The sequence below is a fragment of the Acetobacter fabarum genome (genome assembly GCF_029069195.1).
GTDB lineage: Bacteria > Pseudomonadota > Alphaproteobacteria > Acetobacterales > Acetobacteraceae > Acetobacter > Acetobacter fabarum_A.
Genome location: NZ_JARDYK010000003.1, coordinates 45,362 through 71,764, shown reverse-complemented (window position 1 = coordinate 71,764; position 26,403 = coordinate 45,362). Strand labels below are relative to the sequence as shown.

25 protein-coding genes are annotated in these 26,403 nt (G+C 59.1%); 11 read left to right on the top strand and 14 right to left on the bottom strand.

The features are described from left to right. Window positions 1-32 precede the first annotated feature (32 nt). Entirely contained in the window at window positions 33-848 is an 816-nt protein-coding gene (locus tag PY793_RS05970; RefSeq protein WP_275177190.1) for a TIGR00282 family metallophosphoesterase, read from the top strand. Window positions 849-919: 71 nt separating this feature from the next. Here PY793_RS05970 and PY793_RS05965 read toward each other — a convergent pair whose 3' ends face one another. The 3 genes from PY793_RS05965 to PY793_RS05955 are packed head-to-tail and all read right to left on the bottom strand — an operon-like array spanning window position 920 to window position 3,272. Then, complete coding sequence (locus PY793_RS05965) at window positions 920-1,321, bottom strand: NUDIX hydrolase (protein ID WP_275177189.1); 402 nt, start codon at window positions 1,319-1,321, stop codon at window positions 920-922. Between the two features lie 5 nt (window positions 1,322-1,326). After that, window positions 1,327-2,202, bottom strand: a complete 876-nt coding sequence (locus PY793_RS05960; RefSeq protein WP_275177188.1) for a TIGR01459 family HAD-type hydrolase — start codon at window positions 2,200-2,202, stop codon at window positions 1,327-1,329. After that, window positions 2,199-3,272: a quinone-dependent dihydroorotate dehydrogenase gene (locus PY793_RS05955; protein WP_275177187.1), complete on the bottom strand. Its 1,074-nt coding sequence runs from the start codon at window positions 3,270-3,272 to the stop codon at window positions 2,199-2,201. The genes PY793_RS05960 and PY793_RS05955 overlap by 4 nt, the downstream gene beginning before the upstream one ends. Before the next feature lie 164 nt (window positions 3,273-3,436). Here PY793_RS05955 and PY793_RS05950 point away from each other — a divergent pair, with 164 nt between their 5' ends. The 3 genes from PY793_RS05950 to PY793_RS05940 all read left to right on the top strand — a co-directional run bounded on the left by PY793_RS05950 (window position 3,437) and on the right by PY793_RS05940 (window position 6,696). Next, window positions 3,437-4,036: a hypothetical protein gene (locus PY793_RS05950; protein WP_275177186.1), complete on the top strand. Its 600-nt coding sequence runs from the start codon at window positions 3,437-3,439 to the stop codon at window positions 4,034-4,036. A gap of 105 nt (window positions 4,037-4,141) precedes the next feature. Continuing rightward, window positions 4,142-5,221 carry a DNA polymerase IV gene (gene dinB / locus PY793_RS05945; protein WP_275177185.1) on the top strand — a complete coding sequence of 360 codons (1,080 nt, stop codon included), beginning with the start codon at window positions 4,142-4,144 and terminating at the stop codon, window positions 5,219-5,221. Window positions 5,222-5,628: 407 nt separating this feature from the next. After that, complete coding sequence (locus tag PY793_RS05940; RefSeq protein ID WP_408744680.1) at window positions 5,629-6,696, top strand: transporter; 1,068 nt, start codon at window positions 5,629-5,631, stop codon at window positions 6,694-6,696. An 80-nt stretch (window positions 6,697-6,776) separates the two neighbouring features. Here PY793_RS05940 and PY793_RS05935 read toward each other — a convergent pair whose 3' ends face one another. The 4 genes from PY793_RS05935 to PY793_RS05920 all read right to left on the bottom strand — a co-directional run bounded on the left by PY793_RS05935 (window position 6,777) and on the right by PY793_RS05920 (window position 13,612). After that, on the bottom strand, window positions 6,777-9,518 hold the full coding sequence (locus tag PY793_RS05935) for a M16 family metallopeptidase (protein WP_275177183.1): 2,742 nt from the start codon (window positions 9,516-9,518) through the stop codon (window positions 6,777-6,779). A gap of 42 nt (window positions 9,519-9,560) precedes the next feature. Then, window positions 9,561-10,220 carry a 2OG-Fe(II) oxygenase gene (locus tag PY793_RS05930; protein WP_275177182.1) on the bottom strand — a complete coding sequence of 220 codons (660 nt, stop codon included), beginning with the start codon at window positions 10,218-10,220 and terminating at the stop codon, window positions 9,561-9,563. Window positions 10,221-10,298: 78 nt separating this feature from the next. Then, window positions 10,299-12,548 carry an excinuclease ABC subunit UvrB gene (gene uvrB, locus PY793_RS05925; protein ID WP_275177181.1) on the bottom strand — a complete coding sequence of 750 codons (2,250 nt, stop codon included), beginning with the start codon at window positions 12,546-12,548 and terminating at the stop codon, window positions 10,299-10,301. Window positions 12,549-12,628: 80 nt separating this feature from the next. After that, the gene (locus tag PY793_RS05920) at window positions 12,629-13,612 is read right to left on the bottom strand and encodes an aldo/keto reductase (RefSeq protein ID WP_275177180.1); all 984 of its coding nucleotides are present in this window, start codon (window positions 13,610-13,612) and stop codon (window positions 12,629-12,631) included. A gap of 117 nt (window positions 13,613-13,729) precedes the next feature. On the opposite strand from PY793_RS05920, the gene PY793_RS05915 reads away from it, so the two are divergent. Continuing rightward, window positions 13,730-14,218: an NUDIX hydrolase gene (locus PY793_RS05915; protein ID WP_408744672.1), complete on the top strand. Its 489-nt coding sequence runs from the start codon at window positions 13,730-13,732 to the stop codon at window positions 14,216-14,218. Window positions 14,219-14,354: 136 nt separating this feature from the next. Here PY793_RS05915 and PY793_RS05910 read toward each other — a convergent pair whose 3' ends face one another. The 7 genes from PY793_RS05910 to PY793_RS05880 form a co-directional block, all read right to left on the bottom strand. Further along, a complete protein-coding gene (locus PY793_RS05910; protein ID WP_275177179.1) occupies window positions 14,355-14,861 on the bottom strand; it encodes a disulfide bond formation protein B in 507 nt (168 codons plus the stop codon). Next, window positions 14,858-16,201, bottom strand: a complete 1,344-nt coding sequence (locus PY793_RS05905) for an alpha,alpha-trehalose-phosphate synthase (UDP-forming) (RefSeq protein WP_275177178.1) — start codon at window positions 16,199-16,201, stop codon at window positions 14,858-14,860. Before PY793_RS05905 ends, PY793_RS05910 begins: the two co-directional genes overlap by 4 nt. A gap of 3 nt (window positions 16,202-16,204) precedes the next feature. Then, complete coding sequence (gene otsB / locus PY793_RS05900) at window positions 16,205-16,948, bottom strand: trehalose-phosphatase (protein WP_275177177.1); 744 nt, start codon at window positions 16,946-16,948, stop codon at window positions 16,205-16,207. A 94-nt stretch (window positions 16,949-17,042) separates the two neighbouring features. After that, window positions 17,043-17,693: a DUF2155 domain-containing protein gene (locus PY793_RS05895; RefSeq protein ID WP_275177176.1), complete on the bottom strand. Its 651-nt coding sequence runs from the start codon at window positions 17,691-17,693 to the stop codon at window positions 17,043-17,045. Continuing rightward, window positions 17,690-17,923 carry a hypothetical protein gene (locus PY793_RS05890; RefSeq protein ID WP_408744671.1) on the bottom strand — a complete coding sequence of 78 codons (234 nt, stop codon included), beginning with the start codon at window positions 17,921-17,923 and terminating at the stop codon, window positions 17,690-17,692. The genes PY793_RS05895 and PY793_RS05890 overlap by 4 nt, the downstream gene beginning before the upstream one ends. A gap of 32 nt (window positions 17,924-17,955) precedes the next feature. Continuing rightward, the gene (gene mlaD, locus PY793_RS05885) at window positions 17,956-18,492 is read right to left on the bottom strand and encodes an outer membrane lipid asymmetry maintenance protein MlaD (RefSeq protein ID WP_275177175.1); all 537 of its coding nucleotides are present in this window, start codon (window positions 18,490-18,492) and stop codon (window positions 17,956-17,958) included. Window positions 18,493-18,548: 56 nt separating this feature from the next. Then, a complete protein-coding gene (locus PY793_RS05880; protein WP_275177338.1) occupies window positions 18,549-18,929 on the bottom strand; it encodes an NADH:ubiquinone oxidoreductase subunit NDUFA12 in 381 nt (126 codons plus the stop codon). Window positions 18,930-19,115: 186 nt separating this feature from the next. Between PY793_RS05880 and PY793_RS05875 the strand changes: the two genes are divergently transcribed. The 6 genes from PY793_RS05875 (at window position 19,116) to PY793_RS05850 (ending at window position 26,370) form a co-directional block, all read left to right on the top strand. Next, a complete protein-coding gene (locus tag PY793_RS05875) occupies window positions 19,116-20,654 on the top strand; it encodes a TSCPD domain-containing protein (protein ID WP_408744670.1) in 1,539 nt (512 codons plus the stop codon). Between the two features lie 35 nt (window positions 20,655-20,689). Next, on the top strand, window positions 20,690-21,151 hold the full coding sequence (locus tag PY793_RS05870; RefSeq protein WP_275177173.1) for a RidA family protein: 462 nt from the start codon (window positions 20,690-20,692) through the stop codon (window positions 21,149-21,151). Between the two features lie 18 nt (window positions 21,152-21,169). Further along, window positions 21,170-22,330, top strand: coding sequence for a GNAT family N-acetyltransferase (locus PY793_RS05865; protein ID WP_275177172.1), 1,161 nt, complete (start codon window positions 21,170-21,172; stop codon window positions 22,328-22,330). Between the two features lie 133 nt (window positions 22,331-22,463). Beyond that, the gene (locus PY793_RS05860; protein WP_275177171.1) at window positions 22,464-23,372 is read left to right on the top strand and encodes a bifunctional methylenetetrahydrofolate dehydrogenase/methenyltetrahydrofolate cyclohydrolase; all 909 of its coding nucleotides are present in this window, start codon (window positions 22,464-22,466) and stop codon (window positions 23,370-23,372) included. Then, window positions 23,369-24,118 (top strand): methylenetetrahydrofolate reductase, encoded by a 750-nt coding sequence (locus PY793_RS05855; protein ID WP_275177170.1) that lies wholly within the window; start codon window positions 23,369-23,371, stop codon window positions 24,116-24,118. Before PY793_RS05860 ends, PY793_RS05855 begins: the two co-directional genes overlap by 4 nt. 104 nt (window positions 24,119-24,222) lie before the next feature. After that, window positions 24,223-26,370: a hypothetical protein gene (locus tag PY793_RS05850; protein WP_275177169.1), complete on the top strand. Its 2,148-nt coding sequence runs from the start codon at window positions 24,223-24,225 to the stop codon at window positions 26,368-26,370. The last annotated feature ends 33 nt before the right edge of the window (window positions 26,371-26,403 follow it).

Sequence of the window (26,403 nt, the reverse complement as noted above, 5' to 3'; positions counted from 1 at the left end):
CCGCACTCCTGCACCGCGCGGAAGATTCACGCGTGAGAATTCTGTTTTTGGGCGATATTGTCGGCCGCACCGGACGTGATGGCGTTCTCTCCCGCCTGAGTAGCCTGCGCGCGCAGCTGGGGCTGGACCTTGTGGTGGTCAATGCGGAAAACGCCAGCCACGGCTTTGGCCTGTCCCCCGCCATTGCCACAACCCTGCTGCAAAGCGGCGTGGACGTGATTACTCTTGGCAACCACGCATGGGACCGCCGCGACCTGATCGGCCATATTGATGGCGAACCCCGCATTATCCGCCCGCTCAACTATCCGCCTGCCACTCCGGGGCAAGGGAGTGTAGTGGTGGCTCTGACCGATGGCCGCAAGGCGCTGGTTGTCAATGTTATGGGGCGGCTGTTCATGGACCCGCTGGACGACCCATTCCGCTGTACCAACGAATTGCTGGGCAAACACCGCATGGGTGCCACGGTGCATGCCATTGTGGTGGATATTCATGCCGAAGCCACAAGCGAAAAATGGGCTTTTGGCCATATGCTGGATGGCAGGGTATCCCTTGTTGTGGGCACCCATACCCATACCCCCACCGCAGACCACCGGATTCTGGCCGCTGGAACTGCCTTCCAGACCGATGCTGGCATGTGCGGGGACTATAACAGCGTGATCGGCATGACCAAGGAACCAGCCGTTGCGCGCTTTGTGCGCAAAATGCCCGGCGAGCGGCTCCAGCCATCCGAAGGTGATGCCACAATCTGCGGCATTATGGTGGAAACGGACGATGCAACAGGTCTGGCCCGCCGTCTGGCCCCGCTGCGTCAGGGGGGACTGCTGGCCCAGACCATGCCAGACTTCTGAACCGCTGAATAACCAACAGGAGCAAAAACCACCACCACCCTCCGCACAATGCGGCTGACTGATGGCAAAGCCTACTCCACCAGAGCGTTAAACGCCTGCACGGCAACCTGCGTGGCGGTGGTTAACGGATGTGGCAGGGCGTGCAGGGCAAACCATCCCAGACCATCGTGTTTATGCGGCTCGCACAACCGAGGCTCCCCCCGCACCGGGCCTGTCCTGTAAACCGGGGCTACCCAATGCGTGCCTGCAGCACGGTCAATCTGGTCCACCACACATAACAGGGGGCCGGATTGCAGTTCCAGCCCCACCTCTTCCTGCACTTCACGCATGGCAGCCTGTGCTGCGGTTTCAAACAGATCGACCTTGCCGCCGGGCAAACCCCAGCACCCGGCCTCTGGTGCCCTGATACGCCGGATCAGCAGCAGACATCCATCGCGCAGAATAAACGCGCCACACCCGACCGCTGGCTGCACGGACGCTACCACACCAGCCTGTGCACCGCTGCCACTGGCCGCAGACCCGCCGCCTGAGCCTCTGCCGTGGCCAGAGCCATGTCATTCCCGATCATTTCCTGATGAATACCGCCCAGAATCCACAAGCTATCCACACCCACGGCGGCAGCCCCCTTGATATCTGTCCCCAGCGCATCCCCAATAGCCAGAATACGCGCGCGAGGCACGTCCAGCATGTCAAACACGGGCTGATACACACCGGGATAGGGCTTGCCAATCCAGCGGACATCCCCACCCTGTTCGGCATAAAACGCAGCCAGAGCGCCAGCACAGATCTGCCGGGTACCACCCTTGACCACCACCTTGTCGGGGTTGGCGCAGATCATGGGCAGATTGCGGGCAAGGCAGGCACGCAGTTCAGGCAGGTAAGGCTCCAGCGTTGCAACGCCCCGCTCCAGGTCCGGCCCTGTGTTCATCACAAAATCGGCCTGTTCCACATCTGTTACGCGCTGGGTGTTCAGTCCCTCGTACAACCCCAGATCATGCACACCGCCAATATGAAGCACCCTGTGGCCAAGGCGGGCAAACCATGGGTCTGTCTTCTCCTTCATCTGGCGATGAGTCTCCTGCCCACTGGTCATGACCCCGTTGTAAAGGGCTCGGTCCACACCAAACCCTTCCAGTTGGGTCGCGATCACCGCAGCGGGCCGGGGCGCATTGGAGAGCATGACAACCCGCTTGCCTGCTTTATGGAGCGCTCGCAGACATTCCAGAGCACCGGGATAGGGGTTTACGCCATCATGCACGGTGCCCCACAGGTCTATGATGTATCCATCATACCGGTCGGCCAGCGCTTCCAGCCCGGCAATCTGGGGGAGTGGGCAGTCTTTTGTAACGCTCACAGGTCCACTCCGCGCACATCATCAAGCGCTTCTATGCCTTCTGCGCGCATGGTCTGGAGCATCTCCCGCTTGAGACGGGCGATAAGGGCTGGCCCCTCATAGGCAAAGGCCGTGTAAACCTGCACCAGATCAGCCCCAAGGCGGATCCGATCCAGAATATCCTGCCCGCTCTCTATCCCCCCGCAGGAAACAAGAGCCAGACGGCCTGCCGCAATACTGGCGACAAGGCGCAGCATCTCGGTCGAGCGGACCACCAGTGGACGACCGGAAAGACCACCGGATTCGCCTTTATATGGACTGCGCAGGCTGTCGGGACGCGCAAGTGTGGTGTTGTTAATGATCAACCCCTGCACACCACCCTGTATCGCAGCCTCCACAATTGGAGCAATGGCATCATCTTCCAGATCCGGAGCCAGCTTGACCAGCAGAGGCGGGTGCTCGGGGTGGCGCGCTGCAATGGCGTCCAGAATGCCCCTGAGCCTTGCCGCATCCTGCAACCCGCGCAAACCCGGCGTATTGGGGGAAGAGACATTGAGCACAATGTAATTCACATACGGTTTGACCCGCGCCACAAGGGCCGGATAATCGCGCTCGGGGTCCGCACCGGTTTTGTTGATGCCAATATTGGCCCCCACCGGCACGCCCGCGCCTCCGGCCCGACCGGATGGCAGCGGCCGGGTCAGGCGTGCAAGACGCACGGCAAAACGGTCTATCCCCTGATTATTGAACCCCATGCGGTTGATGACCGCCCGATCCTCCTCCAGCCGGAACAGGCGCGGCCTGGGGTTGCCCGGCTGCGGAAGGGGGGTCACGGTCCCGGCCTCGACAAACCCGAAGCCCAGACGGGCAAGCGGACGCAGCACGCGGGCGTTCTTGTCAAACCCGGCGGCTATGCCAATGGGGTTGGAAAAACGCATACCCAGCGCGCGCGTGGCAAGAGCCGGGTCATCCTCGGGGCGTTTGAACGGGACGGAAATGCCCAGCGTAAGGGCATCTATGGCAAGCTCATGCGCTTTTTCGGGGTCAAGTTTGCGCACAAGCGGCAGGGAGAGGGATGCTAGCACTGACATGCCCTTTGTACTGCCCCAAGCTGCCTCCTAAGGAAAGAGAAAAAACCAGCGCCATGAGCACACGATTATTGCCCAAAGTTTTACTTGCAATTAAGAGTAATTCTCATTTAATGATCCTCCATGACCGATAGTTAGGGAGGGGGGCATTGCCTCCGGATCACGCCATGCAGCATACACCCGTGTATCTTACCGACCTTGCCGCAAGTGAACGGCTGACCCTGTGGACCATCCGCCGCCTTGCTGGCGCGCCAGCACCCTGCGGGGCCGCACCCGGTGCATCGGGTAGCCTGTTCCTACCCTGCTTCCGGCAGGAGTTCATGGCCGTCTCCCAGGCTTTTCAGGATGCGCTGACAGATATGGCCGCACACGAAATGCCCGCTCTGGATATTTGCGCAGGCAGCACGCTGGCCGTAACCGAAACCGAATATAATCTGCTGCTCGCCACTGAAGCCGCACAGAACGAGCGGGAAACGGACATGCAGACCCTGCTAAGACCCCTGCTCCCCTTTGCGCGCCTGCGCCAGCGCATGGTGGCAGCCCTGACAACTCTGGGCGCATGCCTTGCGGGAGCGGGCTACTGGCTCTCCCACCATGCGGCACGCCCTTTGCAGCAACCTGTGACCATGCCGCGCATAAGCCGGGCCTCCTACCCCGCAACGGCGGCTCTTTCGGTCGCGCGGTGGCATGATCTGGATATGAGCGTCGCCCACTCGTGGCGTTATGCACCGCCACTCCGCAATTTTGCACAGCATAACCCGGGCTAAGCAGGTCTGGGACACCCTGACCAGACAGACAGGCGGAAGTAAGATCGCAACAACCGTTCTCTTTCTGTTCCATTTCATTGCTGTTCATGCCATAATGGCCGGGCAATGCCTACGCCCATACGCCGCATTATCCACATCGACATGGATGCATTTTATGCCTCGGTCGAACAACGCGACACCCCGGCCCTTAAAGGGCGACCGGTCGCCGTAGGCCATTGCCAGGAACGTGGCGTTGTGGCCGCCGCCAGTTATGAAGCTCGCAAATTTGGCGTGCGCTCCGCCATGCCGTCCCTTATTGCACGGCGCAAATGCCCCGAACTGGTTTTTGTTCCGCCACGGTTTGATGCCTACAGGGCTGTATCGGCGCAGATTCACGCCATTTTTGCCCGCTATACGTCCCTTATTCAGCCTCTCTCACTGGATGAGGCTTATCTGGACATCACCCACCCCATACTCCGCCGTGCGTCCGCTACCGCCATTGCTGAAGAAATCCGGGGCTGTATTTTTGAACAGACCGGGCTGACCGCTTCTGCCGGAGTATCTTACAACAAGTTCCTTGCCAAACTGGCATCGGATTACCGCAAACCCAATGGCCTGTTTGTTATTCCACCGGGCACGGGGGAGGCTTTTGTGGCCCCGCTGCCGGTTGGCACCTTCCACGGTGTTGGGCCAGCCACAGCCCGGCGCATGAACAGTCTGGGCATCCATACCGGAGCAGACCTGCGCGCCTGTCCTCTGGATATTCTCAGACACCATTTTGGCAAGGCCGCCACATTTTACCACGACATTGCCCGCGGCATGGATAACAGACCGGTAGAGCCCAACAGACCCAGAAAATCCCTTGGAAAAGAAACAACTTTTTTACAGGACTTGCATACCGCTCCCGAGCTGGAACACGCCATGGATAAGCTTGTAACACAGGTCTGGGCTGCCTGCCTGAAGCGTGAGATCAGCGGCCGCACGGTCACACTCAAACTCCGCCATTCGGATTTTACACAACTGACGCGCAGCCAGTCCTGCCCCCACCCCATCAAAAGCGAAGCCACCTTGCGAGATGCCGGGGGCAGACTTCTCGCCCCCCTGTTCCCCCTTGCCAAACCCGTTCGGCTTTTGGGCATATCGCTTGCCGGGCTGAGTGTACCGGGGCATCCCGCCGCAGACCGCCAGCTTTCTCTGCTGCCATAAGGGGGCCTTTGCAGCGTAATCCACTGCCATGTGAACAACAGACAGTACAATACGGAAATTGTTTTGATTCCAAAATATCCTGAAAGTCAATTTTCCAGAAACATAAGGAAAATCCTTAAAAACTGCGGATACACAAAGATTACCAGAAAAACTCCAAAGGCAGATGCCCAGACGATACACTAATTTTGATCCCGTAAGCATCTTTACACCCGCGACAATTCAGGGCAACCGATACAGTTCCATTACAAAACAGTATTCCTGATAAGGTTGGCTGAATGACTGCGCCCCCCTCTCCGTTTTCCAGTTCCGCCCCCACTGGCGCAGTCAAAACAGCACACAGGCGCAAAGCGCGGCAGGCGCTTGCAGGCTCGTCGGGCAGGAATATGACAGCGGACTCCCTCGCCCCCATGCGTATATTTCTGGCGCAGCGAGCCAAGCAGCTTCTGGCCCGTACCTGCCTGTATGGCTCCATACACTGGCTTTTACCCGCCTCACTGGGCGTGCCAGCCCTTGCCGTGGCTGCCAGCCCCGTCTGGGCGGCGGATGCAAGCGGCACCGCAGCCACACAGGACCAGAACGCGCAGGAGCCAAAACCCCAATGGTACACCGGCTCTCTTATCTCCCCCTCCGGGGCCATGACCAAAAAAGGCATGATCGCGTGGGAACCTTACATGACCTACAGCCAGCCGGTTGGGCAGTTTAACAGCAATGGTGCCAGCCAGCCGCTACATCCAAGACAAAAAGCCGTCAGTAATTTTACGCTGTATAAATACGCGATTACGGATGCCATCAGTATCCAGCTTACGCCCGTTATCGAGTACCGCTGGAAAAAGGGGAACAACACCAGCAGCGGTTTAAAATTTGGCGATCTGCCCGTGGACCTGATGTGGCGTTATGTGGATGCAGACCCCAAACGCTACATACCCGCCCTTAGTGTTTTTGCGGGCATGGCCATGCCTACGGGAGATTATAACAGGCTGGGTCGCGCGCAGGATGGTGTGGGTGCTGGCACCTATACCTTTCGTCTGGCGTTGACAGAACAATCCACCTACACCCTGCCCGGCCAGCATGAACTGCGGTTGCGAGTATGGAGCACTTTCCGGCGTGCGGTCACAACTGCACACCTGCACGACATTACCAGTTATGGAACAGCCGCAGGTTTTAAAGGCCGGGCACAGCCGGGCATGTATGGTGAGAGTGGTTTTTCGCTCGAATTCTGCATGAGCCAGAGGTGGGTTCTGGCTCTTGATCTGGCGCGGGACTGGTCCAACGGCTCCCATTTGCGGGGTACAACGGCTACTGGCAAAACGGTTAACACCGTAGCCTCGCCCTCTGGTGACTGGCAGATTGCTCCTGCCATTGAGTATAACTGGTCCCCCCGCTTTGGGGTTATCGCGGGTGTGTCCACTTATTTTGCGGGCCACAACACGGGTCTTAATGTCTCGCCCCAGGTCGCGTTTAACAGCGTTTTCTAGTTTCCAGTACCTTACAAAACAAAACGGCGGAAAGAAAACTTTCCGCCGCCTGCATAAAACGCCTGTATATTCTAATATTTTTACAAAGACGGGGCTGGACCCTTAACAATAGATGCCAGATCATCCGGGCGGATCCACTTGCGGAATGCTGCCTGCACATCTGCGCCGGTTGCGTTGTAATAAGCCAGCGCCCCACGGTCCGCATTATCCAGTGGCAGACCCAGATCGGTCAGGTGCAGGTACTGGGCTGCAATCCTGTCCAGACTGGCGCGGGCAAGAGGGATGCTCCGCAGCAGTGACGCCTTGGCCAGAGCCATTTCATCATCCGAAGGGGGGGCCGACTGCATGGCTTTGATATCACGCACCGCAGCAGCCTGTGCCTTGCCTACCTTATCGGGGTCTGCACCATAATTGACCGTGTACAGGCCACGGGTGCGTCCCCACTCAAACGCACTCCCCACTGTGTAAACATAACCGGTTTTAACCCGCAGGTCGCGGTACAGGCGGGAAGAGAACAGCCCCCCCCCAAGCACCTCATTCCCCAACTGAAGCATGAAGTGGTCTGGCTGGGCTGCGGTCAGACCCAGTGTTTCAGCCAGAACCACTTCATCCTGCACACTGCTCTTATCAGGCACCTGCGCGTGGGACGCCTTGTTCAGCGGGACTGCTGGCAGGTCAATATCGGGCGCGGGGCCATCGGCTCTCCAGCTTCCAAAAGCCTGCTCCAGAACAGCCTGCGCTTGTTCGGGGGATACATCCCCGGTGACAACAATGGTTGTTCTGTCTGGCCGCCAGACTTTTTTATAGTAGGCCTGCACATCATCACGCGTGACGCTCATGATGGACTGTGGCGTGGCCTCACGCAAAATAGGGTCTTTGGGTGGCAGCACAGCCATTTTTACGGCCCGGCTGAACAGATGGTCGGGCGAGAGCAGTTCCCCTGCCTGTGCCTGCGCCGTCTGCTGGCGTACAACCTGAAAATCCTTGTCCGCAAAGGCCGGGTGCAGCTCATTATCGGCCAGCAGGGCAACACCTTTTGCAAAATCAGGTGTCAGAACCTGTAGGGAAAAGCTGCTCCCCGCACTTTCCCATGCAGGAATGTCGTCCAGCGCTTTCTGGAAGGCCAGCCGGTCATACCGCGTGGTCCCGTAGGAGAACAGAGCCTCGGTTACGTCATGCACCCCATCCTGCCCTGCGGGCTGCTGGAGGGAGGGCGTCTGCCGGACCTGCCCGCTCACCTGAATGGTATGGCTGACATGAGCTGGCCAGACAATCAGCCTGATCCCGTTGGACAGGGCGCTCACATAAGGCTGGGGCGCTGGTTCTGGCCTGTCCAGCTTGAGCAGGGCTTTTTCGGCCCACTCTGGCAGCTTGACCGGTTTATCGGGGGAGGACGCAAAGGACTCAGCCCCACCAAACCCTTTGCCCGACACAGGATTACCCGAACTTTCCGGCGTGAGTACGGCAGAAACCGCATGGGCCGGGTCAAGCAGGGTAGCAGCCAGTTTGTTCACGGCCTCTGGCGTTACAGCCTGGTACGCAAAAACCAGATCCCCCGGCGCATCCAGCTTCTGAAAAGCCAGTGCAGTGGACCAGGTAGAGGCCAGCCCGCTAACCGAATTAGCCGCAAACTGCATTTGTGCAATCTCGCGTCGTTTGGCCGCTTCCACCAGATCAGCCGGAACACCATTCTTGCGAATGGCTTCCAGCACACCCCGCATGTCCGCCATGGTCTTGGCTGCATCCCCGCCTTTGGGGAAAGCCGCAAGGGCAAGCCCGAACCCTGCTTCTTTTTTAGGGGCGTATTCAAACCCGGCAAAAAGCGCCTTGCCCTGTGGCACAAGATCGTACAATGCACCGCGCTGGCTGGCCAGCACATCGGACAGAATATCCGCCGTAGCGTAATCCGCAGCAGAAGAGCCGGGCATGGGGAAGGCAAGCGTTGCAAACCCTACAGGGTAGTCCGTTGCCAGTGTGAGCGTTTTGGCCGGTGGCGGTACGGGAGAAACCTTGTGCCGTGCTGGCAATGTTTTACGTGGAACATTGCCAAACGCCTCTTCCACCTGTTCCAGGGCAGTGACCGGGTTTACATCCCCCACAATGACCAGAATGGCGTTGTTGGGCGCGTACCATTTTGCGTAAAACGCACGCAGGTCAGCAGCTTTTGTTTTATCAAACGATGGGCGCGTACCCAGCGCATCATGCTCGTAAGGTGTGCCCGCAAACAAAATAGCCTGCAACTGCTCAAGGTAACGATAGGCAGGACTGGACAGATCGCGCGAGACTTCCTGCTCAATAGCGCCCCGCTCCTTGCTCCAGTCTGCCTCGGACAGGGTCAGCCCGTTCATGCGCAGGGCTTCAATCTTGAGCAGCACAGGCAGGTCGCGTGCCTGTGCTGTGTAAAAATACTGGGTTACATCTTCAGTCGTGTCCGCATTATAGCTTCCGCCAAGGCGTGTACCCACAGCGGCAAGCTGGTCCTTGTCCAGCCCCTTGCTGCCACGGAACATCATATGTTCCAGCGCATGCGCCGTGCCGGGAAAACTCTTTGGCGTTTCTGCCGATCCAACCAGATAGTTGATTTCCGTCGTGACCACCGGCGCCAGCTTGTTGGGCACAATCACAACCCGCAAGCCGTTGGGTAGGGTAGCCCGTACGACCTGAGCACTGCTCAGAGATGGCGGCACCAGTTCCGATGGCATGGAAGGGGGTGCCGCCTGCGCAAACGCACCAACGGGCGAGAGCGCACTGCCACACAAAGCCAGCCCTGTAACCAAAGCAACACCGCGCGCACGGGAGATGGTCATTTTACGGAAAATCATGAAAAATCCTGTGTCCTGTGAAAAACGGTAAAGGAAAAATACCTAGTACCCCATAACAGGCAAAGGCAGTTTTTTGGCAAAGGCAGACAGCTTGTGCCGCCGCAGTTCGGAGCGGGCCTTGGCGTCTTCCGTCATGTAATTAAGCTGAATGGTATAACGTTCCCCCACAAACCGTTTATGCCCGTGCCATGTGGTCGGCCCGTTGGGGAAGATGAGCAGTGTACCATCCACGGGCTGCACTTCCTTTGCATAATCCTCAATATCATGCGGGCCACGCAGCAGGCGCAGGCAGCCCTCCTGCTTTTCCCAGTGCGAGCCGGTGGGGTTCAGATAGAGCAGAATGGTCACACGCTTGGCCAGAGAATCCGTATGGATGCGGCCATCCTTCTCCCGCGTGCGACCACGAATGGTCAGCATGGAAGGGGCTGTATCCAGATCAAGACCCAGCTTGTGGGCAATGATCCGCCGCATCTCCGGACCTTCCATCTCCCGCACCAGCGCCTGCATCACAGGGGCAAGCCTGAGCGATTGCGGAGGAAAAGACCCACCCGAATGAATGGCAGGCAGACTGGAGAACAGTCTGGGCAAGTCGTCCTGACGAATAAAGTGCGGCACCATAATGTGTGTAAATGGTTCCGCGCAGACAGGAGCCTGCGTTAATGCCGCATAATCGGGCCGGATGGTGGATTCTGACGTGGTCATACCCTGTTGTCCGCAAAAGTGAACCTGTTAACCACCGAAACGGTAGAAGGGTTGCGCGGCATAAACAAGAGCCAGTCGTTATGAGCGCCGTTGACTGCGGCCCTTTCCGGGTTTTGGCTCATACCCTCCACCCCCCGGCCCCAAAGGGCGCGGGACCTGCCCTTTGCCTGCCGCCTTGCGCCCCGCCCCGGCTTTGGATGGGGGAGGTACGTCCAGCCCGAGTTGCAGGGCTTCCAGCCTTTTAATTTCATCACGCAGGCGACCTGCCGTTTCAAACTCCAGCTCGGCTGCGGCATCACGCATCCGCTTTTCCAGCCCGGCAATGGTCGTGCTCAGGTTCTGCCCCACAAATTCTGCCACTCCGGTCTCTTCATCAGGGGCGACAGTTACGTAATCCTGCTCGAACACGGAGCCAACAATATCACCAATATGCTTGCGCACACTCTGCGGCGTAATACCATGTGCGACGTTCCAGGCCATCTGCTTTTCCCTGCGGCGTGCGGTTTCCTCCACGGCGTAGGTCAGGGAGTCGGTCATTTTATCGGCATACAGCAGCACGCGCCCATCCACGTTACGCGCAGCGCGGCCTATGGTCTGGATAAGCGATGTGCGGGAGCGCAAAAAGCCCTCCTTATCCGCGTCCAGAATGGCCACAAGCGCACATTCGGGAATATCCAGCCCTTCACGCAGCAGGTTAATGCCGATCAGCACATCAAACGCGCCAATACGCAGGTCGCGGATAATTTCGATCCTCTCCAGCGTATCCACATCAGAATGGAGATAACGCACCCGAATGCCAGCCTCGTTCATGTAATCGGTCAGGTCTTCGGCCATGCGCTTGGTCAGGGTGGTTACCAGCACACGACTGCCTCTGGCTATGGTTTCACGACATTCGGCCAGCAGGTCATCAACCTGATGTTCCACTGGGCGGATAACCGTTACAGGGTCGATCAGGCCTGTGGGACGAATAACCTGCTCTGCAAACACACCGCCAGTGCGCTCCATTTCCCACGGGCCGGGTGTGGCGCTGACAAAAACGGTCTGGGGGCGGAACTTGTCCCACTCTGCAAAATTAAGCGGCCGATTATCCAGACAGGAAGGCAGCCGAAACCCGAAATCGGACAAAATGGATTTACGCGCAAAATCCCCCCGCTCCATACCGCCAATCTGGGGCACGGTCACATGGCTTTCATCCACAATCAGCAACGCGTCTTCGGGCAGGTATTCAAACAGGGTTGGCGGCGGGTCACCCGGTTTACGCCCGGACAGGTAGCGTGAGTAATTCTCGATCCCCTTGCACACACCTGTCGTTTCCATCATTTCCAGATCAAACGTGGTACGCTGGTCCAGCCTTTCGGCCTCCAGCAGTTTACCGGCACGGGTAAACTCATCCAGCCGGGTACGCAGTTCGTGCTTTATGCCTTTTATGGCCTGATTAAGCGTAGGGCGCGGCGTCACGTAATGGCTGTTGGCGTAAATGGTGATTTCCTGCAGATCAGCCGTTTTGTCACCTGTGAGCGGGTCAAACTCTATGATGCCGTCCACCTCGTCACCAAAAAGGGAAATACGCCAGGCCCTGTCTTCATTCTGGACAGGGAAAATATCCACACTTTCCCCCCGCACACGGAACGCACCACGCGCAAAGGCCGCATCATTCCGGCGGTATTGCAACTCCACCAGACTTTTGATCAGCTTGTCGCGGTCAATCTCGCCCCCCAGTTCCAGCTTCACCACCATGCGGGAGTAAGTCTCGACCGAGCCAATACCGTAAATACATGAGACAGAAGCAACAATAATCACATCATTGCGCTCAAGCAGCGCCTGTGTAGCTGCATGCCGCATGCGGTCAATCTGCTCGTTAATCTGGCTGTCTTTTTCAATATACGTATCAGAACGCGGCACGTAGGCTTCGGGCTGGTAATAGTCGTAATAACTGACAAAATACTCCACGGCATTATTAGGGAAGAACTGCTTCATTTCCCCATAAAGCTGTGCGGCCAGTGTTTTGTTGGGTGCCAGAATAAGGGTGGGCTTCTGGGTCGCCTCGATAACCTTGGCCATGCTGAAGGTTTTGCCCGAACCGGTCACGCCGAGCAGGACCTGATCGCGCTCCCGCCCTTCCACCCCGGCGACAAGTTCCTTGATCGCCTGTGGCTGGTCCCCTGCCGGTTCGTACTCGGAGACAACCTCCATCCGGCGCAGGCGCGGGCGGGGCGCCTGCTGCTCCGGCACAAAGGTAACAGGCGGCAGGCTTGCAGCCCGCTCGCTCAGAGAAGCCCGTTTTTTGCCACGCGCGGACGGCACGGCGGAAGAAGATGAAGCACCCATGCCCACAAGATGGGCAACTCTGCTCCCCTATGCAAGGGAGCAGTCAGGTACGGCCCTGCGCAAGAGGCACAGTTCAGGTTTTACGACCGGGCGGGTGGCGCCATAAATTCCGGCCCCACCGGGTCGGTAATGGTTTTGTCCACAATGGCATCAATGGCAGCCATATCGTCCTTGCTGAGTGTCCAGCCAAAAGCATCCTGCACACCAGTAATCTGCTCGGGCTTTCTGGCCCCCCACAGGGCAATGGTGGGCCCTCGGTCCAGCACCCAGCGAATAGCCAGGGCGAGCAGGCTTTTACCATGTTGCTGCGCAATGGTTTTAAGCCCTTCCACCGCGTTCAGATACTGGGCAAAACGAGGCTGCTGGAACTTGGGGTCCACCTTGCGCAGGTCATCCCCCATAAACACATGATCTGCTGCCATTTTACCAGACAAAAGCCCCCGACAAAGCGGACCATATGCCAGCACAGCCAGATTATTGCTTATGGCATAAGGAAGAATGTCTTTTTCAATCTCCCTTTCAAACAGGTTATAGGGTGGCTGAATGGCCGCAACCGGTGCGAACTTCCGAAATTCATCCATCTGTTCGGGCGAGAAGTTGCTCAGCCCAAGCGCACGAACCTTGCCACCCTGCACGCTTTTTTCCAGTGCGCGTGCGGTTTCTTCAAACGGGGTTCTGGGGTCTGGCCAGTGCACCTGATAAAGATCAATATGGTCCGTACGCAACCGTTTGAGCGATGCGTCCAGTTCTTCTTCAATCCGTGCTTTTCTACTATCGCGGAACACGTGGCCATCCTGCCAGTCCAGCCCCACCTTGGTCGCCAGTACCACCCGGTCACGCCGCCCTTCCAGCGCCTTGCCCAGAATTTCCTCCGAATGGCCAAACCCATAGACCGGTGCCGTATCAATCAGGTTTATGCCAACATCGAGTGCTTTATCTATTGTTTTTGCAGCATTGGCATCATCAGGCCCACCCCACATGAAACCACCCATGGCCCATGTGCCCAAGGCAATACGCGAAGCCGGTTTGGGAATACCTTCAATTTTTATAAATTCCGCCGTCACGTTTACTCTCCCTGAATTATGTTCTGCTCCAACAGGCCGCTTACGGCACCATTGCCACACCTTACCCATTAAACACCGTATCCGGATAGAGATGCAGTATTTTACAGCAAAGATGGGTTGACCTGCCTGCACACCCCCATAGACTACAGGGCCATGAATGCTCACCCTTTTCCTGTATTCCCCCGTGCTGGTGTACTGGCTATTGTACGCCGTGGCTGCGATTTTCTGCTTGTCCAGCGCGCCAATGCTCCCGATGCAGGCTTATGGGGCTTCCCCGGCGGGAAGGTGGAGGGAGGAGAAACCTTTTTCCGCGCCGCAGAACGGGAACTTTTGGAAGAAACATCCTTACAGGCACATGCAACATCTCTGGTGGATGTTTTTGATAGCATCCATTACGCGCCCGATGGCACACTGGCGTTTCACTACCTTATTCTCGCCGTACTCTGCACCGAGCCACAACCTGCCCTGACCATCCCCATTGCAGGGGATGACGCACAGGACGTGCGGTGGTTCAGCTATGAGGAAATCAGTCAGCTTGGCCCAAAAGCCAACGCACGCCTGCACACAATTGCACAGACCATCATGCAGGCACAGGCACCCTCCTGAAAACCCATTCTTCAGACCAGTCTCTGCTCCATACCGCCAGAACCAGATATCTGCTTCTGGTAAAAGTCATTTTCAAACACTCATGAAAAACATAAGACCACTACAACAAACTTTCAGACACAAATCTGCAATAATATTAAATCCAGCGGCTTTTCCTGATCCGTGCCATGCCCGTACACACCCCTGCAAGCACAACAAGTGCGAACACAGCCCCCATGACCGCCATGGAAACGGGCAAGCCGGGAATCAGGTACGTAGGCGCATCGCACGGCTTGGACGGCACCAGCGGCATGGAGGCCCAGCGCTCAGCCAGTGTGTGCCCCACAACATGGGCCGCATGGCAGGCGGGGAATGGACTTGGCCACCACTGCCACTCAACACCCGCATGGCAGATTGCAAGCCCTTCCGCCACAAGCAGAACAGGCACACATAGCCACAAAACACCACGCCCCAGACGGAGTGGTAGAATGGCGGCCATAATTCCCAGCACAATCAGCACCCGCCAGGGCCAGCGCTCCCACAGGCATAGCTCACACGGCATGATTCCAAGCCCATGCTGCGTCCACCAGGCAACGCCAAGTGCGGCAAAACCAGCCAGAATCACAAAAAACGCAACCGTGCTCTGCCGCAAGTTTTTTTTCATACCATTCTTACCTCTGACATCGCCGCAATAAACGACCGCGCCCAGCTTGCAGCCGTCACCCGCCATACTTCTGCCCGCAGACGCTCCCAGCGCACCCGCCGTTCGGAAGAGGACATACTTAACGCCTTGTGCAGGGCAGCCGCAATCTCATCCGAATCATGCGGGTTGACCAGCAGGGCGTCCTCCATATCCGCAGCAGCCCCGGCAAAACGGGACAAAATAAGCGTGCCGGGGTTATCCGGAATCTGGGCGGCCACATATTCCTTGGCCACAAGATTCATCCCGTCGCGCAGGGGGGTCACAAGTGCCGCAGTGGACAACTGGAAAAAAGCTGCCAGCAGCTCACGCGGGAGCGGGTGGGTCAGGTAGCGCACAGGGGTCCAGTCAAACGCACCATAAGCGCCATTAATATGCCCCACAATCTGGTCCAGTTCGGCACGCAGGCTCTGGTATTCAGGCACACTCCCGCGTGAAACCGGCGTGATCTGGAGATATGTGACCTTGCCCCTGTACTCAGGATAGCGCCTGAGGAACGTATCATACCCACGCAGCCGCTCCAGCAGGCCTTTGGAGTAATCCATGCGGTCCACGCCAATAATCAGCGGCAAACCGCGCAGGTCCTGATGCAGGCGCTGCACCTGTGGCAGGGTCTGCCCTTCACGCGCACAGGCTGAAAAACTGTCCGGGTCAATGCCTATGGGAAAAACGCGGGCCTTGGCGGGAATACCCAGAACCACGAAGGCCTCATTCATATTCCGCGCGTCATCTTCGGTCTGCACGCCAATCACATCATAGGCACGCAGGGCGCGCATCAGAGCCGAAGCTTCTGGCAAGGCGCGCATCAGGCTCCACGGCGGGAAAGGAATATGCAGAAAAAAGCCAATCCGCGCTTTGACTTTTAAATCACGTAGAGCTTTGCCCAGCGGGAACAGATGGTAATCATGCACCCAGACCATATCGTCAGGTTCAAGCATGGGGGCCAGTCTGGTGGCGAACAGGGTGTTCACGCTGGCATAAATCTGCTGGTCGTGCCGATTATAGTTCATGAGCCCTGCCCGGTAATGGCACAGGGGCCACAGGATACCGTTGGAATATCCCTGATAAAACCCGTTATATTCCTTATGGGTCAGCCCTATGGTGGCGTAGGTTACGTGACCGACCGTATCCACGCCGAGCGCTCTGTCTGCGCCGTCTCCACCGATCTGCTGACCAGACCATCCAAACCACAGACAGGGGTGGTCCTGAACAGCCGCCCTGAGTGCCACAGCCAGACCTCCTGCTGGCTGTTTGCGGTCGCGTACTGCTGGTACCCTGTTGGAAACAATGACCAGCCTCTGCATGCTTCACCCCTTTCCCGCGACAAGGGACGCCAGCCAGGCCCTCAACACCGCCGGTGTTGGAAAATCCGCAGGGATGCGGAAGAAAATCCCGCCCATACGGTGGACTGCGGCCATACCGTCCTCGTCCGTTACGTCGTCTCCCACAAAAACAGGTTTACGCCCGATAAAGGGTGCCGTTTCCATCAGCAGCGAAACAGCATAGCCTTTGTCCACCCCGGTCGGGCGGATTTCCCATGCCATTTTTGCTGGCTGAAGCGTAAAGGCTCCATCGGATTCCCTAACCCAGCGTTCGGCTGTCTGGCGCAATATTTCCGCTTTTTCGGGGGCTGCGCGGTAATGCAGCACAAAGCCACCCTGTTTATGCTCAAGCCGTGTACCCGGCAGCGTCGCCAGCAGGTCTGATGCCTGCATCAGCCAGCGCGGCGGCATGCCAGGCAGCACGGCACGCTCAACAGGACCACCGGGCCGACGACGGATGGTAACACCATGTTCACCTGCAACCGCAAACGGAACGTCACCCAGAAACTGATCAATCTGGTCAATCGGACGGCCAGAAATAACTGCCAGCGCATCTCCGCAGGCAGCACGCAGGCGGCTGAGGGTTTCCAGCAAATCAGGGGGCACCACCACGGCTTCGGGCGTTGGGGCTATGTCCACCAGCGTCCCATCAAAATCCAGCAAAAAAGCGGTCTGGCTCAGGGGGGGTATTTTAAAGCGGCTATCCTGCGCAAAGGAGGAACCAAACACAACGCACCTCTTTATTGTCTGTTCGCAGCGCTGGGCAAAACCCGCATGCCGTGTATTGCGCTACGCAATGGGTATGATTTTTAATCCGCAGCCTTCAATATGCCCCATCGTTATCCGGCTGGAACGGATTGGCATTATTCGGCGAAGCAGGATGCGGAGCGACAGGTGGCGCTACGAGGCCCGGCGAAACTGGCTGGTGGGCAGGCTGGATTTGCACGCCCTGAGCCTTGCCTGTACCGTCATCAACAGGGGCGGCCTCTGGCAAAGGTGGAGGGGGTAAGGGCTTGGGCAGGGCTGGCAGGAACGGCTCCATGTCATCCCCTGCGCATTTGACCATCCGCACATCATAAACCGAACTTTCCAGCACCCCGATCCCCGGCTCGGCGGCCAGCATCCAGCCTTTAAAAGTGGCCCCTCCGGGATGTGTGTCCTGTATTTCCAGCCAGGCTGCGGCATCGGGCGCCCGGGTTGGTGGGCGCTGGAGGCAGCGGCGGGCCAGAATATCCAGATTTTTATAATGTATGGCCTCGCCCCCAACCGGTACGGACACCACCTCCACATGGGCGTCCAACCGGTCCAGAACACGCACAACGGCCGTGCCCTTACCCTGCCATGTGCCAGCCGGATAAACAGCGGGAGCGGCAAGCGGCGTGCCTGTGGCGCAGGCAGCACCGCCATACCCAACAAGCCCAAGCAGACCCGTTGCCAGCAAACGGGCATACCGCCCCCGGACCTGCAACATCATGCCCGCACCATCTTGGGGGAAGGAAGAGAAGCAACGAGTTCCACCAGACGCTCACGCATAACCTGTTCACTGACCCCCATGAGCACCGCATCCTCAAACGCATCGGCCAGAACCTGCTGCACTTCCTGCCAGTTTTCTTCCAGCATCCGCAGTTTCTCCTGGCACGTAACGGGTTGCCCGTCTTCTTGCGGCCATATGCGCAACACCGTCATTGTGTCTGCCTCAATCATATTCGTCTTGCTAAACCGTTTTTATGTCTGTTTCAGGGCGGATTGGCGCCGTTACCGTCATTCCGCCCACCTGCTGCGTCCTTGTTGGCGCGGGTCAGGGTATCGGTCACGGAGAAAATGAATTTGCTCAGAAGCTGTTCCAGACTGATCGAACCCTGTGTCTGGCTGATGGTGCCGCCTGCGGGCAGGGTTTTGTCATCCCCGCCGGGGGAGAGCGCAATGTATTTGCCACCAAGCAGGCTGTCGCTGGTAATGATTGCCGCCGTATCCGCCGAGAGATGAATGTCCGGACGCACGGTAAACACCACATGCGCCCTGAACGTCTGCGGGTTTACACTCTCGCTCTGCACGGTACCAACCGTTACCCCGGCCAGCCTTACGTCCGAGCCTACACTCAACCCGTCAACATGCGAGAAATCGGCCCCGAGCTGGTAGCCAACCGTATCTGTCTTGCGGCCTTCGCCGATCACTGCTGCGACCAGCATCCCTGCCAGAACCGTCAGCACGGCAGCACCAGTCAGAAGCTCCGCCAGACTGCGCCGTGATTTTTCCACCATTGCCGATGCCATGAACTCCGTACACTCCCTGCTAAGACAAATCACTCTAGCAGGGAATGTGCCGCAAATCACGCCTTGGGAACACCCTCGGGCGTCCATGCTTCATAATCACCGGTTGCGGGCGGGTGCTGGCCCGTTGCGTACAGGCTGCCCTGCGGGTGGTAGGCCTGTGCGGTGCCGGTCATATTAGGCTGGTGGGGCAGTTGCCACGGCTTACGCTCCGCTTCGGCAATCGGGGCGTCAAGAGTATGGTGTAGCCAGCCCCACCATTCCGGCGGCACGGCGGAGGCGTCCTCCCCTTTCAGGTAGATCACCCAGCGCTCGGGGCGCTCCGTGCCCCCACCCTTGCGGGCCGGACCGGTTGATTCGTAATAACAGCGGCCATCGGCATCCTTGCCAAACAGCCGACCCTTCCGGCGCGTATGCAGCCATGTTCCGAAATTTGCCATGGAGGGATGATAGGACTCCACATGCCCTGTGGTCCATGTTTTATCACAAACTCTCCGATCAACCGCGCGCGAGCGGGATAAGACAAAAGTTATCCCCCATATCCTCATTTTGCAGGGTGATAACGGCGTGCCGGACGTGTTTTGTCGGGTTACGCAGCAGGCACATGCAGCGGTAACATGCCACTCATGACAACAGCCAGACGCCATTGGAACGGTGTGCTGATGAGCACACTGGACGCCGCAGCAGACCCGGATGCACCGCTCCGCCCCGTAACGCTGCCCGCAGAGTGGGATGTGGATGCCGCGTCCGCACTTGCCCAGCTTATTCCGGGCGACGGCCCGCTCGACCTGCCTACACTTGCATCGCGCTGGATTACGGCCCTTGCGCTGGACGAGGCTTCCTCCCGCTCGCTGGTATGGCTGCTGCTGACGCGTCAGGCCGCCCCGGTGGAAGCCGTGTGGCACTGCGCGTTTGACCGCCCGGCGGGGTTTGTGGTCAATCTGGCGGCCTTTGTCTCCCCCGGAGAAGGGTTTGCCGCGCGTACCTTTGTTGCAGCACTCAAGCTGATCTGCGCGGTACTGCGCCAGACGGCGCGCAACATGGCTGACCAGCGCAATGGCGACCTGCTGTTGCCCGACCTGTTTGTGCCCACCTCCTCCGCAGGCACAGACGCCCCCCCCATGCAGGCCATAACAGCAGGAGACATCCTGCTGACCAACATGGATGCCTGTCTGGCCGGTGTGGGTCTGGACTATGATAGCGAAGACGGCCGCGCCGCCGCCTGCGCCATTACGGCACTGGCCACCCTGACCGCCCATGCGGGCCGTGGCCCGGAGTCCCTGCCCCTGCCGCCTGTGCGCACTGTTCTGCCCGGGCTGGGTGAGACCCTGCGCGCGGTCTGGAACGAAGCCGCGGTGGAAACCGATGCGCCCCTGGCACCGATTGAAACAGGCTTTTCCACCCCCAACCCCGTAGATGGCCTGCTTGGGGTGGAAGCGTGTGGTCTGGCCCCTGTTTTTTCCATGCTCCGGCCCGATGGACGACTGGCCGACAGCACCCGGCAACGGCTGGACACACGCGGCTTTACGGTGGAAACCGCACTGGCGGCAGCCCTTGCGGGCGAGACGGTGCTCCCCCAGCCCGGCCCCAAGGCGCACCTGGCCATGTACCGCGCGCTTACCGGCTTTGCAGACCGCATGCCTGCCCGCCCCGAAACCTTGCCCACCCCTGTAAAACTCAGGCTCGAACGGGGCATGCGGCGGATTTTACCCGCGCGGCATGGCGGCTTTACGCAAAAAACCACCATCGGCGGGCACCGCCTGTTCATGCGCACAGGGGAGTATGAGGACGGCACACTGGGTGAGCTGTCCCTGACCCCTACGCGTGAAAGTGGTATGGTGCGCGGGCTGATGGAAAGCTTTGGAGATGCCGTCAGCATTGGCCTGCAATACGGCGCACCGCTGGAGGCCTATGTGGAAAACTTTGCCTATTCCTGCTTTGGCCCGGCTGGCACGGTGGAAGGCGATGCGGTTGCCTCCTACGCCACTTCCATGCTGGACTACGCATTCAGGGCCCTGTCCGACACCTATCTGGACAGACGCCTGCCCGATGGCCCCCATCAGGACAGCACATCCGAACCGGACCCGCTGCTCCCGCTGGACCTGCCCGAAGAAGATGATACGCAGCCCACACGCCCACGGCGCAACCTGCGTCTGGTCTGCTAGGCTCCGGTTTTTTACAAGGAACGGAACACAACGCCATGAGCACTCCCCAATCCCGTCTGGCCGAGCTGGGTCTTGACCTGCCCACACCCGCAGCCCCCGTGGCCAATTATGTCGCCTGTGTGCAGACAGGCTCGCTCCTTGTGGTTTCGGGCCAGTTACCGCTGCACAATGGCAAGCTGTTCGCCACCGGCAAGCTGGGTGACGCCGTGAGCGTGGAAACAGCAGTGGAAGCGGCACGTTACAGCATGATCAACGTGATCGCACAGGTCAAAGCGGCTGTGGGGGACCTCTCCCGCGTCAAGCGCGTGGTGCGTCTGGGCGGTTTTATCGCCTGCACGCCAGATTTTACGGCCCATGCCTCCGTCATGAACGGGGCGTCTGATCTGGCCGTTGCCGTCTTTGGGGATGCCGGACGCCACGCCCGCTCCACCGTTGGCGTGCCCTCCCTGCCGCTGGATGCTCCGGTGGAAGTGGAAGGCCTGTTCGAAATCGCCTGACCAAGCGGGAAAAAACTCATGGCTGACTGGTCCGTTACCCTGCACAACAGCATGCATGACATTCCCGCTACGGAATGGACACAATGCGCAGGGCCGGACAACCCCTTTGTCAGCCATGCGTTTTTAAGCGCGCTGGAAGACAGCGGCTCTACCGGGCAACAGAGCGGATGGGTGCCACGGCATGTGTGCCTGCATAGCCCCGATGGACAACTGGCCGCTGTCTGCCCTGCCTACCTTAAAGGCCATTCATGGGGCGAATACGTCTTTGACCAGGGCTGGGCCCGCGCGTTTGAAGCCGCAGGCGGGCGCTACTACCCCAAGCTCCAGATTGCCGTCCCCTTTACCCCCGTACCCGGCCCCAGACTGCTCCTCCACCCCAATGCCCCACCGCAGACCATCGCCGTCATGGCTGATGCGCTGCGCCAGATCTGTGCGGATACGGGGCTATCCTCCGCCCATGTGACCTTCTGCACCGAAGCGGAAAGCACGGCCCTGCACCAGCAGGGCTGGCTGCCCCGTCTGGGCCTGCAATACCACTGGCATAACAGGGGCTATGCAACGTTTGACGATTTTCTGGCCACCCTTTCCGCCCGCAAACGCAAGAGCATCAAACGCGAACGGCGTGACGCCAACGCGGCGGGTCTGACATTTGAAACCCTGCAGGGGGGCAGCATCACACAGGCGGACTGGCAGGTATTTTACCAGTTTTACCGCAACACGATCGACCGCAAATGGGGCAGCGCTTACCTGAGCGCTGAATTTTTCCCTCTTATGGCGCAACGTCTGGGCGAGCGGGTTGTGCTGATGCTGGCCCGCAACGGCACAACCCCCGTGGCCGCGGCTCTGAACCTGATGGGCACCCATACGCTCTATGGCCGCAACTGGGGGTGCGAGGGCAACTGGCCCTTCCTGCATTTTGAACTCTGCTATTACCGTGCCATAGATTTTGCCATAGCCCACGGCCTGCAACGGGTGGAGGCCGGAGCGCAGGGGGAGCACAAGATCCAGCGCGGCTACCAGCCGACCCTCACCCATTCCGCCCACTGGCTGCAAAGTCCCGGCCTGCGCAACGCGGTGGACCGTTTTTTGCAGGCTGAACGCCCGGCCATACTGGCTGAAACACAGACCCTGAGCACGCTAACACCTTACCGGCAGGACCACCCGCCCCAGACCCCCTGACGCCCAGCCCCTTCCCGGACCTTGGGCAAAGCAGGCGTGGAAGGGTTGAAAACATTGTCGGCAGGCATTTTTTTGCGTATGCCCGCCTGACTCTTTTCCCACCTGTTTACGCAACCGGACCGGCACAGAACTGATGAGCACATCCCACACCCTTCCCTCCGAACATCAGGCCAGCCTGATTGATGGCAAGGCTTTTGCCGCAACCGTGCGCCAGCAGATCCGTGAGGATGTTCTGGCCTTCCACGACCAGCACGGCGTAACTCCCGGACTGGCTGTTATTCTGGTTGGCAACGACCCGGCAAGCGAGGTGTACGTTAAAAACAAGGCGATCCAGACACACCATGCTGGCATGCGCTCCTTTATGCACATGCTGCCTGAAACCACGTCCGAAGCCGAACTGCTGACCCTGATCGGGCGGCTGAACAGCGACCCGGAAATTCATGGCATTCTGGTGCAGCTCCCCCTACCTAACGGGCTGGATGCACGCCGCATTACCAACGCCATTCTGCCCGAAAAAGATGTGGATGGTCTGGGCGAGGTCAACGCAGGCCGTCTGGCCGTAAACCTGCCCGGCATTGTGCCCTGCACACCTCTGGGCTGCCTGATGCTGCTGCGCGACCAGCTGGGGGACATGAAGGGCCAGCATGCCGTGGTTATTGGTGCATCCAACCTTGTGGGCAAACCCATGGCGCTTCTGCTGCTGGCAGAAGGCTGCACGGTCACCATAGCTCATATTCACACGCGTGATACGGCAGCCCTTGCCCGCGAAGCGGATATTCTGGTCGTGGCAACCGGCTGCCGCGAGCTGGTGCGGGGGGACTGGATCAAACACGGCGCCACGGTTATTGACGTGGGCATTACCCGCACCCAGACTGCAAACGGTAAAAGCCGTCTTGTGGGGGACGTGGCGTTTGACGAGGCCGTAAAGGTTGCCCGGCGCATTACACCCGTGCCGGGGGGCGTTGGCCCCATGACCATTGCCTGCCTGCTCAAAAACACACTCACAGCAGCCCGGATGCAGATCGAGGGAAAAACCGAATGAGTCTGAACCGCCTGTGCGTTGAACTGATCCCCCGCTCCGCCGAATCTCTGGAGCAGGACGTCAAAACCGTTCAGACGGTTTTTCCCGCGGCCGATACGCTCAATGTGCCCGACCTCATGCGCTTTCCCCTGCGCAGCTGGGATGCCGCAGCCCAGCTGCGCCCGGTCTTCCCCCGTGTTATTCCGCATATCCGCGCCATAGACATTGCTCCCCACGCCCCCCTGCCCGGAGCCGAGCAGGAAGGGCTGGAGGAAATTCTGGTCATACATGGGGATCCTCCGGCCGACCTGTCCATGCGCACATACCCCAACAGCACGGAAAGCATTATCCGCCGCTACCGCAAGGAAGCGCCACACCTGAGTGTTTATGCCGCCTTCGACCCCTACCGCCGTGCGCCGTGGAAGGAACTGGAGGACATCGCCCGCAAAAAAGAAGCCGGAGCCTGCGGTTTTTTTACCCAGCCGGTGTTTGACTACAAGCTGTTCGACCTGTGCCGCGACTGGTTGTGGGGCGAGAAGGTGTTCTGGGGCCTGTCCCCCGTTATTGGCCCGCGCTCACGCTCATACTGGGAAACCACAAACCATATTGTGTTCCCCAAGGATTTTTCCACAACGCTTGAATCCAACATAACCTTTGCCCGGACTGTCCTGCGGGAACTGGGGCAGGACAAAGGATCAGCCTACCTTATGCCCGTGCGCGTTAAGCTCGAACACTACCTGCCCGCTCTGCTTGAAGCCGTGGCCTGAACAGGCACACTGCGACAGAACACTGTTACAGACGGACGTTTAATACAGACAGGCGTTTAACATGTGTGGCACCGGGTAGGCCGCTATTACCAACGGGGTAGGGCATGGCGTTTTATCTTCTCTCCTTTCATGGCGCTCTGGTTGGCTTTACCGGCCAGCGCCTGCACCCGCTCTGCCCCACAATGGGCACAAGCCGCACAACCGCACCTGTTGTGCTGGACATACAGCACAACACACTCACCCCCGGCGGGGCCTTTGTGCGCGCCCAGCCTCTGGAAGGCCTGCCCCATAAACGCCCTCTGGTCGCGCTCAGGGCTGGCAATGCGTATCTTTCCAGCCGAAGCCCTGACCGGTTTGACGTTGTTCCCCTGTGCGCCACATGGGAACATTTTCTGCTCCTCTCCCCCGAAAGCGCGGGCCTGCTCCGCACCCTACTGCGCAGCACATGGCATGATGGACACACTTTTGCGGGCCAACCCACCTGCACCGGCCATGAACTGCGCCTTGGCTCACACACATGGCCCGTGGAGCAGTTACAGGCCGAAATACGGGCCGATACGCTGACCCTGTGGACCCATGCGGCCCCCCAGCGGGTCACATTCCGGGTATGCCCTTCCCCCACCTTGGAAAACCTGATCGAAAACGTGACCGATCTGCTGGAGATCGGAGCATTCCGCCGCGCACTCAGCCCCTGGGCCACGGTGGATAACGTGCGCGAACAGGTGCTTGAACTCAGCATCACCCCCTCGGCCCTTGCTCCATGTATTGTTCTGGCCCAGCTATGTTGCCAGTTCGGACAGGGAGAACTGGGCGCACAGTTTGCCGCCTATGCCCAGTCCCTTGCCCAGATAGCCGATCTGGTGTGGTTGCAGGCCCTTATAGCCCTGCGCCTGCACGACCACGCCCGTGCAGCCGACCTGCTGGCCCTTGCCCTGCGTGAACGCTACCCCAGACAGGATTTTTCAGACACGTTACCCGCACTCCTGACCCGCCTGCGGCAAGGCGAAGACGCACTGCTCCTGATCCCTGACATGCTGTACGAGCATGATCTACCCGGTTTTGACGAACGGTTTGATACCCTTCTGGTGCCCATGCGGCTGGCCACCTGCAACGGCCCGGACATCCGTCAGGTTTACGCCATGCTGTTCGAAAACGCCTGCCAGCGACTCAACACCACCCAAGACCTGCGCCTGCTGGAAACCGAGGCCCGCCTGAACGGCCTGAGCTGGTGGACCGAAACAGCCATGGGCCACACAAGCTGGCTGACCGGACTTATGGCGGAGGCTGATGCCCATTACGCCATTGCCCGTCGTCTGGCTTTACAGGAAGGGGCCATGCCAGCACCGGAGAATGCTGGCATTTTTTCCTGGCTGGGAGCGCAGGAATGTCGCCAGCTTACCAGCCGCGCCGTACCCGACCGCACAGGTGTTTCACGCTGGGAGTGGCAGTTTGGCACGGCGGAGGTGCCCCCGGCCCTGTGTCTGGTTTTTGCGTGCGACAGTACGCACTTCCACCTTCTGCCCGGCCTTATCCTGTCCCTGCTTCAGGCGTACCGGCAGGATCGTTCCATAGGACCCGTGCAGCTTTGCATTGGCGTTGCCAACCCCAATGCCGAACAGCTGGCCTTTTTACGCACCATTGCCGACTGGCTGGAACACTACGCCACCAGTCTGCGCCTGAGCTTTGGCTACGGCCCCGCTACGGGGCAGGACACAGCCCTTGAACCCGCATTGCGCTACCTGATTCTACCAGACATTGTGGCCCGCTTCCGCTGCCCGGTACTTACGGGAGACTGCGCGGGGTATTTTCCCGCCAATACGGCCACGTTGCTGCGCACTCTCAAAAATACCGCCTCTTACGGGTTTAATCTGGCCTTGTTCGACCACAATGGTCGCCAGAACAGCGGCACGCCGTGGAGCATTGCCACAGAGACCGCCTATTTTGGCGAACCCGAACGCCTGCCAGCCATTGCCGCATTCATGAATGATTACCTGAACACCGTTTATACACCCCGCAGCATAGCCCATACCGCCATGGACCGCTGCGCACTGGCACAAGTGCTGCGCCACTTCATTCTCCCCCGGTGGAACGACCTGTCTGTCCGGTTCCTTAACGAAGGGCCGGATATTCTGGTCATGCCAGCCGGGAACGTTACCGCCAGTACGATGCTGGTCTCGCAGGCGGATGTCCTGCATGATCTGGCGGTGCACACGCCCCGCAGAACCACAAAACCAACCCCGCCCAAAGCCTGACTGGCCAGCCCGCAACAGACGGGCCAGCCATTA